The sequence below is a fragment of the uncultured Parasphingorhabdus sp. genome (assembly GCF_963975735.1).
Lineage (GTDB): Bacteria > Pseudomonadota > Alphaproteobacteria > Sphingomonadales > Sphingomonadaceae > Parasphingorhabdus.
This window is the reverse complement of record NZ_CAXBIA010000011.1, coordinates 86,553-103,924: the sequence shown is the minus strand read 5'-3', so window position 1 is coordinate 103,924 and position 17,372 is coordinate 86,553. Positions and strand designations below refer to the sequence as shown.

General features: G+C 52.7%; 14 protein-coding genes and 1 tRNA gene. 5 read left to right on the top strand and 10 right to left on the bottom strand.

Going from position 1 to position 17,372, the window contains the following annotated elements; genetic code table 11:
• Window positions 1–15: 15 nt before the first annotated feature.
• Window positions 16–3,060 (bottom strand): plasmid replication protein, CyRepA1 family, encoded by a 3,045-nt coding sequence (locus AACZ86_RS12375; protein WP_339693007.1) that lies wholly within the window; start codon window positions 3,058–3,060, stop codon window positions 16–18.
• A gap of 440 nt (window positions 3,061–3,500) precedes the next feature.
• Between AACZ86_RS12375 and AACZ86_RS12370 the strand changes: the two genes are divergently transcribed.
• Window positions 3,501–4,511: an alpha/beta hydrolase gene (locus AACZ86_RS12370; protein ID WP_339693005.1), complete on the top strand. Its 1,011-nt coding sequence runs from the start codon at window positions 3,501–3,503 to the stop codon at window positions 4,509–4,511.
• 333 nt (window positions 4,512–4,844) lie between these two features.
• Here AACZ86_RS12370 and AACZ86_RS12365 read toward each other — a convergent pair whose 3' ends face one another.
• Complete coding sequence (locus tag AACZ86_RS12365; protein ID WP_339693004.1) at window positions 4,845–5,741, bottom strand: LysR family transcriptional regulator; 897 nt, start codon at window positions 5,739–5,741, stop codon at window positions 4,845–4,847.
• 102 nt (window positions 5,742–5,843) lie between these two features.
• Here AACZ86_RS12365 and AACZ86_RS12360 point away from each other — a divergent pair, with 102 nt between their 5' ends.
• From AACZ86_RS12360 to AACZ86_RS12345, 4 genes are all read left to right on the top strand, one after another.
• A complete protein-coding gene (locus tag AACZ86_RS12360) occupies window positions 5,844–6,341 on the top strand; it encodes a lactoylglutathione lyase family protein (RefSeq protein WP_339693002.1) in 498 nt (165 codons plus the stop codon).
• 240 nt (window positions 6,342–6,581) lie between these two features.
• Window positions 6,582–8,267: an MFS transporter gene (locus AACZ86_RS12355; protein ID WP_339693001.1), complete on the top strand. Its 1,686-nt coding sequence runs from the start codon at window positions 6,582–6,584 to the stop codon at window positions 8,265–8,267.
• Window positions 8,264–9,415 carry an HlyD family secretion protein gene (locus AACZ86_RS12350; protein ID WP_339693000.1) on the top strand — a complete coding sequence of 384 codons (1,152 nt, stop codon included), beginning with the start codon at window positions 8,264–8,266 and terminating at the stop codon, window positions 9,413–9,415. The genes AACZ86_RS12355 and AACZ86_RS12350 overlap by 4 nt, the downstream gene beginning before the upstream one ends.
• A 4-nt stretch (window positions 9,416–9,419) precedes the next feature.
• Complete coding sequence (locus AACZ86_RS12345) at window positions 9,420–10,817, top strand: efflux transporter outer membrane subunit (RefSeq protein WP_339692998.1); 1,398 nt, start codon at window positions 9,420–9,422, stop codon at window positions 10,815–10,817.
• 452 nt (window positions 10,818–11,269) lie between these two features.
• Here AACZ86_RS12345 and AACZ86_RS12340 read toward each other — a convergent pair whose 3' ends face one another.
• The 8 genes from AACZ86_RS12340 to AACZ86_RS12305 form a co-directional block, all read right to left on the bottom strand.
• Window positions 11,270–12,538 (bottom strand): site-specific integrase, encoded by a 1,269-nt coding sequence (locus tag AACZ86_RS12340; RefSeq protein ID WP_339692996.1) that lies wholly within the window; start codon window positions 12,536–12,538, stop codon window positions 11,270–11,272.
• Between the two features lie 133 nt (window positions 12,539–12,671).
• Window positions 12,672–12,748, bottom strand: a tRNA-Arg gene (locus tag AACZ86_RS12335).
• Between the two features lie 83 nt (window positions 12,749–12,831).
• Window positions 12,832–13,239 (bottom strand): hypothetical protein, encoded by a 408-nt coding sequence (locus tag AACZ86_RS12330; RefSeq protein WP_339692994.1) that lies wholly within the window; start codon window positions 13,237–13,239, stop codon window positions 12,832–12,834.
• Window positions 13,240–13,354: 115 nt separating this feature from the next.
• Window positions 13,355–13,996, bottom strand: coding sequence for an endonuclease III (gene nth / locus AACZ86_RS12325; RefSeq protein ID WP_339692992.1), 642 nt, complete (start codon window positions 13,994–13,996; stop codon window positions 13,355–13,357).
• Between the two features lie 6 nt (window positions 13,997–14,002).
• Window positions 14,003–14,263: a hypothetical protein gene (locus AACZ86_RS12320; RefSeq protein WP_339692990.1), complete on the bottom strand. Its 261-nt coding sequence runs from the start codon at window positions 14,261–14,263 to the stop codon at window positions 14,003–14,005.
• 91 nt (window positions 14,264–14,354) lie between these two features.
• Window positions 14,355–14,657, bottom strand: a complete 303-nt coding sequence (locus tag AACZ86_RS12315) for a hypothetical protein (protein WP_339692988.1) — start codon at window positions 14,655–14,657, stop codon at window positions 14,355–14,357.
• Window positions 14,658–14,703: 46 nt separating this feature from the next.
• Window positions 14,704–15,534 carry a hypothetical protein gene (locus tag AACZ86_RS12310; protein ID WP_339692986.1) on the bottom strand — a complete coding sequence of 277 codons (831 nt, stop codon included), beginning with the start codon at window positions 15,532–15,534 and terminating at the stop codon, window positions 14,704–14,706.
• A 158-nt stretch (window positions 15,535–15,692) separates the two neighbouring features.
• Window positions 15,693–17,354 carry a hypothetical protein gene (locus tag AACZ86_RS12305; RefSeq protein ID WP_339692984.1) on the bottom strand — a complete coding sequence of 554 codons (1,662 nt, stop codon included), beginning with the start codon at window positions 17,352–17,354 and terminating at the stop codon, window positions 15,693–15,695.
• Window positions 17,355–17,372: the final 18 nt, after the last annotated feature.

Here is a 17,372-nt window from a genome sequence, read left to right as displayed (position 1 = left end):
AAACACTCACTTACTTCATGCAGCCAGTCTGTCTATTGAATGCTGACGGGGGACAGCCTCGACACGAGTTAGGCTTTGTTCATCCAGCTGATAAAAATAATATTTTGTCTTATTGATCACTTTTACCCGAGCTCGAACCATCATCAGACCGAGAAATTCCAAAATTTCATTCAGTTGCTGCATCGGTTTTTTGTCAATATCAGCGCGTTGTTCCAAATCAAACTGCCCTTCGAAATATATCGCAAGAGCTTTGTATGCTTTCACAAATTCATTCAGATCATGGCTTGAGACCTCGATATCTGGATTAAAGTTCTCGCCGTCGAATATTGGCGTACACTTCAACACGGTAGATATTAGATAGGAACCATATGCGAATTTTTTGCATGTCTTAAGCTCGAGGCTTGTGCCATCGGTGCTTTCATTATTTTTTATGGCGTCGAAAGTGTTGTTGTTAGCTGCACTATCTACAACCTTTCGGTATAAACTTATCTGTTTTCGGAAGCTCCCATTTCCGTCTTCACGGACTAAATCTTCAGTTATTGCCTCACAATAGAATAACTCAATTTTGGTCCGATGATATCTGTCTAAAAAACTCAATGGGATAGAGATATTCAGATGATTTTTGGCATCTTCCAATTTCTGAAAATAATAGAGATTTAGCTGCTTGGCGTTAGCAATTCGATGGACCTGCTTTTCAAGCACCACCATCGAGGCGGCATCATTCAGTTCTTTCCCTTTTTTTGAGGAAATCTGGTCAAATTCCTTATAATTTATATAATATGACTGATCTCTTTTATATTGAATGAAATGCTTTTTTAGGTTGTTTTTAGAATGGCGTTGAGAAGCTACAATTTGAGCAGCCATTATGAGAAATGGCCTTATCTCATATGCGGTTTGGTTCGTTTGGATATTAAAGTTATTATGAGACAAATCTTGAAGAAATAGGGCCTGCATGTCGGCTTGCACCACGCCGAACTCAGTTTCAAAGTTATATACTTTACCTGAAACCCATACATTTATATCCTTCGGATTGCGAACTCGACCAAGCTGCTGATCGATATCAAAATGAGTGTTTATTCGATCTGCAAAAATTCCATATACTATATCGATTTCCTGGCTGTCGTTTTGAAAAGTGATATCGATTCCGGTCCCTAAAGAGGGTGACGTAAGAACCACATCATAATTTAGAATTTCCGTTTCAATGTTACTAATAAAACTCTTGATCGGTTTGCTGGTTGAATTCTCTGATGTAACTACAATTCTCTTAATCGTTATGTTATTTTTAGACTCAATCGTTCCGAGAATCTCATCCAATCGCTTAATTTGAGCTTTTGAGTTGGAAGTTACAAAGACCCTTTTTTTCGATACAACCGATTCAATAAGATCATTTATTAGATGGTCTCTGTTCCCATAGACATTGATATTTTTTTCTGGAGGTTTGTACTGGTTTACAAATATGGTGATCGGGAGTTCGGGAGGCAGAGCTTCGTCATGTTCACCGGTTTTCCGGATCATTTTTTCCATAAAAATCGATATGATGGTATCAAATGTAATCCAGCCAAGGTCTGCATCCAGAAGCACCACTTTTGACGCTTTGCGTAATAGCGCGCTGAAATTTGCAAATAGAGAGTCTCGTCTTGACCCGATAGTTGCCGATAGAAAGTGGGATAAAACTTGCTCAGATTCGTCTATTATCACCCAATCATAAGTTCGACCTTCAACTTTCCAGAGACTATCCAGACAAACTCCGTAACGATTCCGTATTTCATCGAGTCTGTGCTTTTCGTGGTTTTTATCATTGAGGTAGCAATTTAAATCCAGCTTGTCGCATAAGCTCCCAATCAGCGCTTTTCTGTGCCCAATGAGAAGCACCGACCTGTCCGGGTGGTAAAATGGAAATTCTGTATCCCCCTCTGAGTTGGAATATTTTCTTACAGGATCGTTGGGTTTGTAATGACCATCAGGATCAACGCGAATATATTCCCGTACATCGTTGGCGATGAGCGTCGTTTTTCCGGTGCCTTTTGGGCTTTTGATGAAGTTAAGTCCTGCAGGCAAACTAGCTAAACTAGAATATCTCTGATTTTGAACTTCAACATGCCGGGCCTCAATTGTAACCTTCGAACCCGATTCAAGGAAACGCTCTATTCCTTGCTTTGGACTAGTAGCTTCACGTGTCGAAGTTTGCTTTTTTAGGCCAACGACGACGTTTTCAAAGTCGTTAAAATCATAGCGGGGTGGTGCAGACTTTTGCCACCAAGTCAGCTGGCATTTGGAGCAGTGAAGATACCTGTTTCTATGCTGGTTGAGTGCGACAAAGGCACTGGCATTTTTGTCATTATGAAACGGACAATGTACGGAAACCTTTTTATCGATTTCACCCAGTTCAATTATCGACCCATCGTGCAATTTAATGTTCGTAGTTGGCTTTAGTTGTAGGTCTGATCTGTTAGCGGTAGCTATATTTCCAGTGATCGATTCCCTTGTCGGAACGACCTGACCGTCTGTAATTAACTCAGCTAAATACTCATCGGTTAACGAATTCGCGAGCAATTTATGTCGACAGTTAGTTGATCCATAGAACATCCTCGCAGGATCTGTAACGCTTGGATCACCTCCAAGGCGCCTAGCTAGTGATGTCATGGCACATCTAAGTTCGTTCGGGTCAGTTATGGTTCGTGGTAAAATGAACACGACCCGAAATCGATCTCCATCAGCAGAATGAGACGGAGTGGTGTAATAGAAAGATCCGTAGGATTTGACGATTGGATCATCCAAAGTGTCTTCGATGGTTCGCCCACCATCCATATCGGCACAAAGAATGTCAGCCGCTAGGAAATTTTCTGTTTTGCGGACGTTGTCATTGAAATCATACGAAAAGGCACAGCCTTTCGAGACGATCTTCGCAAACTCCTGAATTGAAAATTCATACGTTTCAAATCCCTCGGTATAATGACGCTTGTCCTGAGGTGGAATTTTGTCAATCAGTTTGGAGTTGAATGAAATACGCAATTTTCGTGATGCATTGGATTTTGAAGTTTTTTTGGTACCCAGCATCATCAGATTCCTCATTTCAAAATCTGTAGGGTAATCCTAGAACAACTTCCAAACCAAATCATCAAAGGATGGAGTTCCAGTCGCGATTGGTTGGCACAATAGTGGTAAGCCAAGCTACCCTTTAACTTGCCATATTGCTATATCCGATGAGCGTAAAAGCAGACATTGTGGAGGAGTTAGCTGCCGTTCCGCTACCGCCCCAGGTGCGGACTTTAGGGTGATCCATATCAATGCCTGAAAGCTGCCATTTATCGGAGAAAAATCTTTTCGGCTTCAACGAAAACCAAAGTTTGCCGTTCGCGCCGACCCAGAGCATGATAGCTTCGAGGTCACATCGCGACGTCTGCTCACATCGCATTTAGTGCCTTGAACTGGTTCATTCTATCTATATCACAATCAACACCAAGAAAGGGCTATTCCGACCGGCTTTTGGAGAACAGACATTGAATCGCATTAAATCGCTCTCACTCCTTACCGTGTTGATGCTCGGAATGAGCAGCGGTGCCAACGGTCAGGAAGCTGCAGATGAATGCGCTCGACCCAAAGTCGAGAAGGTCGAAAGACCCAATGTCGTGTGGCAGCCGGGGCCGGGCGGGAATCAAGTCCCTCTGTGGCCGGAAAACCTCAAAATCCAAACGCCAGAAACCGACGGCAATCCGGAAATGGTCGGGAATGGCTCCCCGCTCGTCGCAGGACGTATATGGAATTGGGCGACCTATGTTTCCCGCCCAACGATGACAATCTTTCCACCGAAGGGTGAAAATACAGGTGCAACCATGCTGGTCTTGCCGGGCGGTGGCTATGTTGCCATCGCGATGGACCTTGAGGGGACGGAGATCTGTGACTGGATTACGCAGCACGGCGTGACGTGTGTCGTTTTGAAGTATCGGACGCCACAAATATGGGGTCGAGGGGAAGACGGTAGTCGGCTGCCGCCGGAAGGTGATCTGCTTCCCCTACAGGATGCTCAGCGCGCGATGGGGCTGTTGCGATCCCAAGCCTCTTCCTACGAAATCAACCCCGACAAAATCGGCGTGATCGGCTTCTCTTCCGGCGCACATCTTGCGGCTGCAGTCAGCAATGCGAACGAACGCACTTATGATCCGGTTGACGCGGCAGACGAAGCGTCCGCACGGCCCAATTACGCGATCGTCATGTACCCAGGAAAATTCATGTCCGAAAGACGCCCGAAAAGACTGGAGCTTGCTCCATGGATGGAGATTAGCGCTGAGGCGCCTCCAACACTGTTGATTCACGCGATGAACGATGACTCCAATGATATCCGCAATACCATGGCCTATGCTCTGGCGCTCAACGATGTTGGCGTTCCCGTCGACATGAGAATTTTTGCCAAGGGTTGCCATGCGTTCGGGCTTCGACCAACCGACGATCCCATCACGACCGAATGGCCCGGGCTGGCCGTAGAATGGTTGCGGGATATCAAAATCTTGTGAATACCAATGTCCGTTCCCTTGGCTGCGGCATCAAAAAGCTGCCGTTCAGCAAACCACCCAGTTTCGGTCATTCCGACTGGTGAGATGGAAAATAGAAGCGGTTGGTCAGCAACCGCCCCAATAGCGGTCGTTCCGGCAGGCAGTGGCCAGTATTAAAAGCGGACAGACGGTTAACGACCCAGTCTGCAATATTGCGGCCGCAGGTTGATGCTCGAACCCAGCAATTCAATCATATGCTTCATTTCAGCACTGTCAGATCGCCATCGATTTCGGAATAATTGGCAGCTTGTTTGGCCCAACCGCATTGAACCGTAAAATCACAACTTTAGCCATTCATCCGCTCTCTAGATCTTTGGAGACGGACTCAATGAGATTTTCGATGCGCACAACCCGCGCAGGCAATGTTCGGCCACGTCGAGAAATCATCCACAGATCATGGCGGAGCCTGACGGAAAGGACCGCGATCTGGAGCCTGTCTTTGTCAGGGTAGCTGTTCACGCCGCTGCGTGGCAGCAAAGTATATCCGATACCGTTCGCTACGGGTGCAGGAATCTGGCTGATCTGGTTTACAAAAGTACGAATATGCAGACGGTCCGATCCCTGAAACTCTTTCGGAAAATTCAGCGAGAGCAGACTGTTAGCATAGGCAAACCCGTCAGGATGCGCCACAAAACCTAGGGCTTCGAGCCTCTTGAAGCTGATCGGAGACTTCATCGCATTACGCGGAACAACTAGGCAGAGTTCCTCTTGTCCCAGATGTTTGGCATCGAGCCTTGGATGATACGGATCATGGTCAGCAACTCCGAGATCAAATTGCCCGTCCAGTACACCGGCTAGTACCTTGTCCTGCGGAGTTGCCTCGAGCCTTATGGTCAGTTTCGGGGAATCCTGCATTGCCGACAGGAGATGGGGAAACAGAAGCATCGCAAAACTACCCGAACACGCAATTTTAACTTCTCCGACCGCCGGGTCATCGCGCAGGACGGTTTCGAGCAGTGCTTGTTCCTCAGCGCGTCTCGCGCGGCCTACGGCCAGAACAGCTTCGCCGGCCGAAGTAGGGCTAAAGCTTTTTCCCTGGCGCGAGATCAGCGATTGACCGACTTGGGCCTCAAGCTTTCGCAAATGCTGCGAAACGCCCGGCTGGGTCATATTCAACTGCTCTGCAGCCCTCGTAAAGTGGGCGGTGTCGCAGAGTGTGACGAAAGTTTCCAACCATTGCGCATTCAACATTATGCATTACTAAATGTAATGATAAGATATTCAATTGATTATTTCTAATAATGGAGAAATTTCCTTATTTCCATCGGCACACGGAATAGAAGGAACTCCTTGATGCTGCCTACACCACGCGCTTTTTCCCATATCGGCCTGTCGGTCCCTGACCTCGATGCCGCGGTAAAATTCTACACCGAAACCCTCGGGCTCTACATCATCATGAAACCGACCGATGTGACGGAAGACGAAAGTCCGGTCGGAATCATGTGTACCGACGTTTTCGGTAAGGGATGGGGGAGTTTGCGCATTGCCCATCTTGCGACTGCCGACCGTGTTGGGATCGAAATCTTCGAATTCCCGGAAAATCGTGCGCCTGACAAGAATCTGGATCATAAGCGCCACGGAACTTTCCATTTTTGTATTCAGGATCCGGACGTCGAAGGCTTGATCGAGAAGATCGTCGCCGCCGGAGGAAAGCAACGGATGCCGGTTCGAGAATATTATCCGGGAAAAAAGCCTTATCGCATGTGCTATGTCGAAGACCCGTTCGGCATTGTATTCGAAATCTATAGCCATAGCTATGAACTGACCTATTCCGAAGGAGCCTATTCGTAGCAATATGGCTGGATAAGGTACGCGGTCTTGAGCCAGAGCTCCGGTCGCGCATCGGAGTAGCTGAAACTTGAAGTAATGTAGAGAATCAGATCAAATTGGAGTTAGACGTCAGGAAAGCTCAATTGTTTCTTACATCTCGCGACCAAATCCGCCACACCGGCGGACAGCCCGTAACAAGCCCCTGGATGGAGAAAATTGTGAATATTCTGACCGAAATATCAGTCGAGGCGGTGTGGGCAGGTGGCTGACAAGCAGAATCTGACTGACGATAATGCCGGTTATAAGTTCAAGCAGCACGAACTGCCGATCTTGCCCGGATCGCCGGCGAACCCGGACCATCCGGCGTGCCGCAAATTTGCTTATCTGGTAATCGGGCTATTTCTGGGCCTCGTCGGAGGAGCCCAGAACGGATTTTTGCTAGCCAACACGGCCGCGCTGCAGGGCGAGTTGGCGCTGACTCCGGTACAGGCCGGGTGGATCAGCGTTGCCTTCTATTCGACCTATGCCTGCATGAGCATGTTGCTGTTCCGCGTCCGCCAGGAATTCGGCATCCAGCCATTTGTCAAATATGCCATGATCGGCCTTGTCGCAGCGAATTTTATCCAGCTGCTGGAACTCGGCTATTATCCTGAAATCGCCGCGCGAGCGATGGCCGGGATCGCTGCTGGCGGCCTGTCCGCGCTATCGATTTATTATCTGATGCAAGGGCTGCCGGCATCCGCACGGATTGGTGCGCTCGTCCTCGGCATCGGCCTTGTCCAGACGGCTTTCCCGCTAGCGCGCGCCATATCGCCATATTTGCTCGTCGACGGGAATATTAGCCGCGCTTTCCAGTTACAATTTGGTCTGTCCATAATTTCGCTTGGAGCGGTCTATCTTTTGCGACTTCCCATAGGGTTCAGGAAGAAGACATTCGAGAAGCTCGATCTGCCAAGCATCACGTTGTTTCTGCTCGGCGTGGCGGCATTGCTGGCCTTCCTGATCCAGGGACGGATCCAGTGGTGGGATGCCAGTTGGCTTGGGTGGGCGCTGGCGCTTGCTATCCTGTGTCTCGGCGGCTGCCTTCTTATCGAGATGAACCGGAAAAGCCCGATGCTCAATACGAGCTGGCTATCGAGCCGGGCGATCCTGTCTCTCGCAATCACCGGCGCAGGGGTGCGGGTTCTTGTCGCCGAACAAAGCTTTGGAGCGAGCGGACTGTTCTCCGCACTTGGCTATGGCAACGAGCAATTGACCGGCTATTATTTTGTGCTGGCCGGGGCAACCGTTGCCGGCAGTATCCTTTCACTAGTGCGTTTGGACCCAAAAGACCTGACCCGACCGATCCTTTTTGCCATAATGGTTATTGCGATCGCGGCATTCGCGGATACGCGCACCGGCATCATGTCTCGTCCCAGCGATCTCTATTGGACCCAGGCCGCAATCGGTTTCGCTGCAGTTTTTGCGATGGGGCCGGTGATGATGGAAGGCATGTTGCGTGCCCTTGCAGCCGGCCCCGCTTACGTGATCAGTTTCATCGCGGTCTTTTCTCTCTCCCAGACGCTAGGTGGTTTAGCGGGCGTATCCGCGCTCTCCGCCTTTCACACCATCCGGCTCAAAACCCATCTGATCGACGCCGGTGCCACGCTGACAGCTACCAATCCGCAACTCGCCAGCGAGATAGGACAATTTTCGACCCGTTTTGCGGCGACAATCACCGATCCGCTGTTACAGCAGCAGGCAGCGGCTGCGCGCATCTCCCAGGAAGTCGGTCGCGAGGCAGCGGTATTGGCATTTAACGATGTCTTTTTTCTTATCGGATCGCTCGCTTCCATCGCTTTTGTCGCGGTGCTAGTGCCCTGGGTGATTAATCGCGTCCGGGGACGGAACCCACTCAGCAAGGAACTCGTCTTTCTCGAGAACATGATCGCCAGGAGCAAGCGTTGAAGCAGCAGACGAATAGCGACAAGCCAGATGACGGCGACCCGGAGGTGGAAAATATTTCCGATCCTGAAGAGGTGCCAGAAACAGGCTCCGAGGATGAGGGCGGTTGGAAGCCTGACGTCTCTCGCAAAAAACTTGTGCTGGGCATACTGGTGATATTCGCGGGCGTGTTGATAGCGCTTTTCTCTTGGGGACTAACCCCATTCAACAGTGGTAATCAAACGACCAACAACGCCTATGTCCGCGGGATGACGACGGTGATCAGTCCGCAGGTCTCGGGTTATCTGACCGAAGTGCCGGTCAAGGATTTCGAGCGCGTTAAGAAAGGGCAGTTGCTCGCCAGAATCGACCCGGCGCCCTATCGTCAGCGCCTGCAACAGGGACAAGCCAATACGGCGGCCCAGCGTGCAAATCTTGCCAACAGCCAGCAAAGCTTGCGCTCGGGCGAGGCACAGATGCGCCTGCAAAACGCCTCGGTCGCCAGTGCCCAGGCTGGCTTGCAGAAGGCACAGGCCGACATGCGACGGATTGAAGAACTGGTTGGCCAAGGATCGGTGTCGCTCCGTGAACGCGATCAGGCTCTTGCGGCATTGAAACAGGCAGAAGCGGGTGTTCTGCAGGCGAAGGCACAGCGCGCGATCGCGGCTGAACAGATACGGTCGGTTCAGGTCGGGCGCGGCGCTCTCGAGGCACAAGTGCAAGGCGCAAATGCATCGGTGGAGCTGGCAGAAATCGAGCTGTCTCGCACAAATGTCCGTGCGCCCCGCGACGGGCGGCTTAGCGAGATTTCGGCCCGTCTGGGCCAATTGGTGACCGGCGGCACCCAGCTGATGTATCTTGTGCCGGATGATCTTTGGGTTACCGCCAATTTCAAGGAAACCCAGACTGCCAAAATGGCAGTCGGCCAGCGGGCCACCTTGACGGTCGATGCGCTGGGCGGAGCGGAGTTGACCGGTAAGGTACAAAGCATCGCACCTGCCGCAGGCAGTGAATTTAGCCTGGTCAAACCAGACACCGGTGCCGGCAATTTCGTCAAGGTCCCGCAGCGCATTGCCGTGCGGATAAAGTTCGATCCCGATCAGGAGCAGGTCAAGCGGTTGGGTCCGGGCATGTCGGTTGTCGCTACGGTGCATACACGGGCAGGGCAGTGATCCGATGAACATTTCATCCCGCCCTATGCTGGCCGTTGTCACACTGGCTGGCGCTATCGCGCTTAGTGCTTGTGCGCCTGGCGTGCGCCCCTTGCCCGCGTCGATCGGCGTGGAACCAGCGCTCGAATGGCGGACCGAACTTTCGATCACAGAAGAGCTGGAGCACAGTTGGTGGCAAAGATTTGGTGATCGCCGGATGGTGGCGCTGGTCGAGAAGGCGCGAGAGAATAATCCCGACATGCGTCTAGCTGCGGCAAGGGTGGAGGAAGCCCGGGCAACGGAAGCGGTGTCCCGTTCTCTGTTGTTGCCAACACTCGAAGCAGGACTAGCGGGAGGAGCGCGACGCGAAGTGTCGGCCTTTGGCCAAGGGCAGAATTCACTGGTGGCGGAACCCGCGTTTCGCGCATCCTATGAAGTGGATTTGTTCGGTAAAAACCGAGCCAATATTAATGCGGCGGAAGCGGGCGTCGCGGCAAGCGAGGCAAGCCGGGAAGCCGCACTGCTGTCGGTTACCGCGGCAACGGCCAGCGGTTATGTCAGCTTGCTGGCGCTCGATGCCCGGCGCAAGGTCCTGAGCGATACGCTGGAACTGCGCGCACAGGCATTGAAGTTTGCTCGCGACCGGGCCGAGGTCGGCTACACCTCGCAGCTCGAGTGGCGCCAAGCGCAGGCGGAGTATCATGCGACGGCACAGCTCGTGCCGCAGATCGAGGCGCAAATCGCGCGGCAGGAAAATGCCCTGTCCGTGCTGACAGGCGAGATTCCGGGCGATGTTATTCGCGGTGGCTCGCTCGCCGACCTTAAGCAGCCACCGGCTCCCGATCTCGTCCCCTCGGAACTCTTGCGGCACCGACCCGATATTGCCGCGGCAGAATATCAACTGGCGGCATCCGACGCACAAATGCGGGCTGCACGGGCGGGCTTCATGCCGAGCCTGAGGATCAGCGCCTCTGCGGGTGCGGCAATCTCCGATCTTTTAGCCGACCCGATCTCGATATGGTCGGTCGGCGGAAGTCTGCTCGCGCCGATATTCAATGGTGGCCGGCTACAGAGCCAATTTGATGCCGCAACCGCGCGGCGCGATCAGGCCGCATTCTTCTATCGCTCGACCGTCTTGAACGCCTTTCGGGAAGTGGAAGACCGGATGGCGGTCGTGGCTCGACTGGGTGATCAGCAACGCGCTCTGGAAGCCCAGCGCGCAGCTGTAGCCGACGCATTGCGCCATGCGCGCAACCGTTACCGGGCAGGCTATACGCCTTATATTGAGCAGGTCGACGCGCAGCGTAGTCTGCTCGGTGTCGAACTGTCTCTTGTTCAGGTTGAAGCCGACCAGATAAACGCAATAATCGGGCTCTATCAGGCCGTCGGTAGCGCACCCGATACCGAACCGACGGTAAATTAACTTCCTGTGGTAGCGTCATCTAAAAGAGCATGTGTCTCTGGGCATTGAACCTGAAGATCAGCAGGGTAGCTGTTTTTTCAGAGCCTGCGTTCCGGGTTTTGGTGCGACCAGATTAGGATCAGTATTTGTGCACGAGCCGCCTGCGACCGATTTATCGCTCAATGGCTCGGTACGTCACTTTGCTTTCCAAAGCCGGAAAGTTTCCTTTGCATCCGGTCGTGAATTTCTGAGAATGGCAAACCTAATGTTCGTTTTCGGCAAGTTGCAGATATAAGGATCAGGCACGAAGATAATGCCTATTGCGCGCGCGTTGCTGTGGCGCTGTACCGACCCTATAAATGTCCGTTTCTTCCGCCTGAGTGCCCAACAGCAGACGGACAACTACCCACCCAGTTTCGGTCATTCGACAGGGAAAAAACTAAAGTCCGCTTATGAGATGAAGCAGACATTTTCTAATCTTCAAACCGTTGCTGAATTGGATTGGTTGTTTGAGGTTTCTTCGCTCTGGTTTTGGTAATCTGGGCTGCTGCAGAAGACGTTACGGTTTGGCCATAGTGCTTCTCAAGCATTTCAATCGATGTCCCCATTTGCTTTGCCAGATGAAACGGAGATACATCCTCATATAATCTCTGCGTGGCGTAAAGATGGCGCAGGGAATAGATGGTCCGAGCTGTCCCGTTTTTCATTATCGGCACATTTGCAAATTCCAGCAACGAGTGAAAAGACCGTTTGAAGGTTCTAATCTCAGTCCCATCAGGATGACAAAATACTAATTGATCCCGATGGGGTTTCCAGAGTTCAGGATTATCTGGATGCTGTTCTTTCAACTCCGCGCAGCGCAGATCGATAATCTGGTTGAAGATCCTGCCGGTTCCCTTTTGACAGACAACTTCGCGAATACCTGTTTTGCCACGAACTTCAGCAACGACATATTTGGCATCATCATCTTCTATGGGTCTTAGATCTCCCCATTTTAATTTTCTAAGTTCTCCAACGCGAAGTCCGGTATTTACCAAAATGAGAAAATAGAGCTTCGCCAAAATGCGATCTTTGGAGGTGGCTTTCTGTTCGCCGTCTTTAAGCCAGCCATCCATTGCTCGTATAATTGCTTTCCATTCCTGTTCCGTAAATGTTGGTCTTCTCTCTCCGTTATTTTTGGGCGGAGTAGAATCTGGGATTTTCGCAAGATGCCCCATTTTAACGGCGAAATTGAACAACGAGCGGATTGATGTTCGTTCACGGCCTAATGTGGCATTTGATGGGATCTTCTTGGCGTAGTTTTCTTTGCGCCAGAGCCAATAGTTTTGAAAATCGGTTGGGCCAATTTGGTCAATCTTCATCGACCCAAAATACTCAAGAGCATATGACCGGACACGATCGATTGTCGAAGTCCAAGAGCCCCCTTTTGTTGTGGGACCCATCAAGGTTATCGATTTTTCCCATTCTTCGAAAACCTTTGCAAAAGTCTTGGTTTTTATGGAGCCGCCCATTCTTACATGGTGATCAAGGTCATCATAGAGATTGGCCGCAAATCGTTCGGCATCACGAAGATTAGCTGTTTTTGTGGAAATGGTTTTATAACCGGAAGCGCCTGGAACCCGAATGCGCGCTTGCCATTTAGGATTTTTTAAACCTTCTCGTTTGTATAAAATGATGCGCCCATCACCGCGAAGGTCAATTCGCTCGTCAGCATCAGTGCTGCCAGATCGGTTGCTTTCCACTAAGATTCTATAAACTAAAACGAATTTCCCGGGAACAGTTTTTTGTATAACTTTTGTACATAGCTAAAATGCACAAATTTACACATTCACGGAATTATGATTTCCGTTAAAGCGTTGAAATATAATGAAATAATGGTGCACCCGACAGAATTCGAATCTGTGACCTCTGCCTTCGGAGGGCAGCGCTCTATCCAGCTGAGCTACGGGTGCCAAGGCGTGTACCGCCGGATGGGCGTTTAGCAGCGACATTGCCTGATTGCCAATCAAATATTTGGCCCATTGCGAGCGGCGGTCTAGTCTTCGGTTGCGGCCTTCGGAATTTTCTCGATTTGCTGGAATTTGCCGAGACCGCAGGCGCCGCGGCTGTCGAGCCGGCCGCCGGTCTGGGACAGCACGTGGATGATATCGACGCTGCACAGCCGGTTGGTCGATGTCTTGTAGGAAAAGGCTTCCTCAAAGGCCAGGCCGCTGCATTTGTTGGGCAGGCGATTGCGATAGATATCGCCATTGCGCATCTTGAAATCGATGGTCTGGTCGTCGATCACATCGGTGGAGCGGATGCTCGAGCGGTTGATACAGCTTTTTGCTTCACCGACCTCGCGGATTTCATATTTGTCGTCCTTGGACGCTTTTTCGGCGGCAAAGGCGACGCTGCCGGCGGCCAGAGCGGAGGCTATGATGATCGTGGATTGCAGGCGCATGGTCTTCTCCTGTGGATGTTTGCCATCTTGGCCGGGAATTTACATCCGGAAATATTTCCCGAAGCTGAATGACCAGCGCGATGTCGCGGGCCGGCCGGCCTGCAATCGCCGGCTGTCATGCGGGCGCGGGCGTCTTCTTCTTGAACCGGCAGAGATCGGCGACCGGGCAGCGCCAGCATTCGGGCTTGCGCGCCTTGCAGATATAACGGCCGTGCAGGATCAGCCAGTGGTGGGCGTGGACGCGGAACGGGCCGGGAGTCCGGGTTTCCAGCTTCTTTTCCACCGCTAGTACGGTCTTACCCGGCGCCAGGCCGGTGCGGTTGCCGACGCGGAAAATATGGGTGTCGACCGCGAAAGTCTCGGCGCCAAAAGCACAGTTCATCACGACATTGGCGGTCTTGCGCCCGACTCCGGGCAGCTTGACCAGCTCGTCGCGGTCGGCGGGAACCTCGCCGCCGAAATCGGCGATCAGCATTTCCGACAGGGCGATCACATTCTTCGCCTTGGTGTTGAACAGACCGATGGTCTTGATATGCTCTTTCAGCCCGTCGAGCCCGAGATCGACCATCTGCTGCGGTGTTTTGACCTCGGCAAACAGCAGCCGAGTCGCCTTGTTGACGCCGATATCGGTCGACTGCGCCGACAGCGCCACCGCGACCACCAGCTGATAGGTGTTGTCATAGTTGAGCTCTGTCTCCGGCGACGGATTGTCGGCGGCAAGACGGGAGTAGAATTCGAAGATATCGGCTTTTTTCATGGCGCGTCAGTTTTCCGGAACCCGGTCCATCAAATCCATGAAGTCCCGCGCGCTATTGCGATCGGCCTCGTCTTTGAAGGCCTTGTCCAGATCCAGATGGGTGCCGAGCATATAGAGCACCGCCCACAAGGCAAAGCGCCGCCCGCGATCCTTCTCCAGACCGAAGTCTACCCGCATATGCTCGATGCCGGCGTTCATTGCCTCCGGCTGGATCGAGCCAAGATCGGCGGTGCCGAAATAGCGTTGCAACTGGTCATCAAAATCCATCCGGAAGACCTATTGCGTCCCCCCGACCTTGGCAAGCAGATTGGCTGAGGCGATTGCAGGCCTTCATCTGCCCGCAATCGCTTCTAACGGCCTATTTTACGCAATATTTGCCGGAGGTTTTCAATCCGCTCGAGCAGCTGCCGCTTCTGATTTCGGCATAGTCGCCTTTATCACCGACGCAATAATTGGCGGACGATTTGAAACCCGAGGGGCAGGAGCCGATTTTGGCAATGGCGACCTTGCCGGAGCTCGATTTGCACGAGCTTCCCGACGATTTGAATCCGGTCGGGCAACTGCCGTCCTTGGCTACGGTCGTGCCGCTCGACTGGGCGAAAGCCGCCGGAACGGCCAGACTGGAAATGATCAGTGATGATAAGGCGATTGCGTAACGCATATTGTGGTTCCTTCTGGAAATTTGATGAAGTGAAGCGGGTTCGAAACTATCGCGCCGGCGCGCTCAGATATTCGAAGGCGACCAGGCTCTTGCCGGTTCTCTTGTTATAATATTGGCAATAGAGCTTTTCCGTTTTCGCGCGGCTGTGCTCGTTAAGGCGGGCGAGAAAGCTGATGCCATATTTGCCGCGATTTTTCCGGTCGGCGGTATAGGCAGAGGCCCGGGACGAGTTAGAGCCGGTTGCGCAATCGCTGACACCCTGGTCATTGCCGCAATGCAATTTCATATGGGAGTCCCCAAGATATTGATCACTGTGCCACGTCCAGTAATCGACCGTACCGGCGCCCGGATCATCCGATTTCACGCACTGCCAGACAAAGTCATTGCCCTTGTCCATCGCCTTGTACTTTTTCTCGTCGACTTCAAAATAGAGAATTTCCTGCGGTTGCAGCGAGGGCGCGATGCAGGAGCCGCTGACTTTGCCCGGCTTGCGGTTGATGAAACCGGTGCGCTTCTCTTTGCTGAAGCCCTGCTGGAACGTGTAACTGCCAAGATTGCCGACGGTCACGTTGGAAAGGGCGATACCCGCGCATTGCGTTTGCGATGTGAGGTTCGCGGAGGGTGTGCCGAGGGTAGTTGATCCACCACCGCTGCTGCCGCCTTTTCCGATTTGTGCTCTTTTGCCTGTTTTACCGCGGATCGCATTGTCGATCGCATTTTCCGCGTCGTTTACGGCTTCGCGTTCAGCGTCGCGCTTGCTTTGCTTTGCTTCTTTCTTGATCGCCTTGCCCAGACCGCCAAATTGCGCGTGAGCAGTTCCGCTGCCGAGCATGGAAACGGTGAATAATGCCGCGATAGCCGGTTTCAATAATTTCATTGTTGATCTCCATTGCATTTACCGAGGCAAGTAATGAAGTCGCGGAGGCATTAGAATATACCATATAGTACATAGTGGCGGATTATCGCCGGAAAATGCTTGTGAAACAGCCCGGTGCGGATTGGCGCTATCAGTCGGCGGGGATGTCGAGCACTGGCTCAATCCCGGTGGATTTTCGCAGCTTCCCCGAATATCTGATGCGGGACTTGCTGAATCGCCAGACTGCCGACGTCCTGCAACGGCCCGATCAGGTTGAAGCCATAGCGATCACAGAATGTTGCGACCATATCGGGTGGCGCAAGCCGGTCTTCCGCTCCGCTAATAACCGTGACCGGCACCTCCAGATCGCGGCACCATTTCGACCAGTCACTCGCCGTCAGGATCGCCTGTTGGGCGGTGGATTCGTAGCCGTCTTCAAACGTACGCTTCATCGATCGCTGCATCAGGTCGGCGACGTCGGGCCGGTTGAGCGTTTTCATGTCGGCAGCGCTTTCGCCATAGATGCTGCGGAAATAGGCCATGCTCTTCCCGCGCCGGACCATCGTCGAGATGGCCGCAAAATATAGTCGCACGAACGACGGCGCGATACGGGCGAGCCGCAGAGGCGCGCGATAGCCCATGGCGAGATGCGAGAAATCATTGTCGTTGCCCGCCGGCAAAATTGCGCCAGCCATGACCAGTCCGCAAAAGCGGTCCGGGTGGCTGCGAATGGCGGCCATGCCATAAGGCGCGGCCACTCTGGCCGAAACGACGGAACAGCGCTTTATTTTCAGCTGGTCCAGCAAATGGACAAGCCGCCCGACAAATTCGTCAACCACCGCAAGGCCAGTGTTCGCCATCTTGCTGCCGGCGTAAAAGGGAAGCCAGGGGGCGATGACGCGCAGGCCCTGCTGCGCGGCGGCGTCCTGCTGGCGTGTGGTCAGATAGGCGCCATCGATCGTCGCGTGGAGATAGAGGACCGGCTTTCCGTCCGGATCGCCATAGACTTCAAAAGGCAGGTCGCTGCCATCCCGCAAGGTCAGTTTGTGGCTCGAACGGGAGGAGGGCAGGTTCTGTTCCTGCGATTCTGCGGTTGCAAAGGCGCTGCTAAAGCCCGCGTAAAGCGAGATAAGCTCGGTTTGCGAACCGATGCCCAGTTTGCGCAGAAGGGTTTTGAGCTGGTTTCTTGCTGTTCCCAAGGCCCGCTTTCGCAGCGCCGCAAATTCGATCACCGACAGGCCGTTGACCAGATGTTCCGCAAGCTGCTCTTCGGTTGCTGTCAGCTCCAGAGACCGTGCGAAGGCATTGCCGATAACGTCATTCCAGCGCAGCCGCATGACGCGGAAATCCAGTTCGGCATTGCTGGCGCCGGACAATTGGGCGGCAAACAGCACGCCCCTGTCATCGTCCCTGTCCGTGTATAGACGGACAATTGCGGGGCCGGAGCTCCTGCCTTTGAGCAGCTTTTCTACCTGTGCATAAGCCTCGCCATCGACGCCAAACAGCCAGTCGGGGACCGATCTCCCATCGTTCAGTTCGGAGCTTTTGAAGATCTGCTCGTCGACGTTTAGCACCGTCATCGAGGTGCTGAGCGACAGGTCCGGTTGCGCTAGCAGACCGTTGGGTCCCTCGAGATCGCGGGCATAAGTGGAAAAATCGTCGCCGACGCTGGGATCGATCTCGGTCAGCAACTCGGTAACATTGGCAAAATGCGGCTGAAGGTCGCCTTCATTCTCGGCCCCCGGCTTTTGCAGGAGCGTCAGTAATTTCATCAACCGTTCCGGCTGGGCCGCGATGGCATAGGCGTCGCGGATCAGCGGATCGAGAGAATCATTCGGCATAGATGCAGCCTATAGAAG

Coding starts and splice junctions, on each gene's coding strand:
- AACZ86_RS12365 (WP_339693004.1), bottom strand. CDS start 5,741: ATGTTGAATGCGCAATGGTTGGAAACTTTCGTCACACTCTGCGACACC.
- AACZ86_RS12375 (WP_339693007.1), bottom strand. CDS start 3,060: ATGATGCTGGGTACCAAAAAAACTTCAAAATCCAATGCATCACGAAAA.
- AACZ86_RS12320 (WP_339692990.1), bottom strand. CDS start 14,263: ATGGATTTTGATGACCAGTTGCAACGCTATTTCGGCACCGCCGATCTT.
- AACZ86_RS12305 (WP_339692984.1), bottom strand. CDS start 17,354: ATGCCGAATGATTCTCTCGATCCGCTGATCCGCGACGCCTATGCCATC.
- AACZ86_RS12360 (WP_339693002.1), top strand. CDS start 5,844: ATGCTGCCTACACCACGCGCTTTTTCCCATATCGGCCTGTCGGTCCCT.
- AACZ86_RS12345 (WP_339692998.1), top strand. CDS start 9,420: ATGAACATTTCATCCCGCCCTATGCTGGCCGTTGTCACACTGGCTGGC.
- AACZ86_RS12315 (WP_339692988.1), bottom strand. CDS start 14,657: ATGCGTTACGCAATCGCCTTATCATCACTGATCATTTCCAGTCTGGCC.
- AACZ86_RS12310 (WP_339692986.1), bottom strand. CDS start 15,534: ATGAAATTATTGAAACCGGCTATCGCGGCATTATTCACCGTTTCCATG.
- nth (WP_339692992.1), bottom strand. CDS start 13,996: ATGAAAAAAGCCGATATCTTCGAATTCTACTCCCGTCTTGCCGCCGAC.
- AACZ86_RS12330 (WP_339692994.1), bottom strand. CDS start 13,239: ATGCGCCTGCAATCCACGATCATCATAGCCTCCGCTCTGGCCGCCGGC.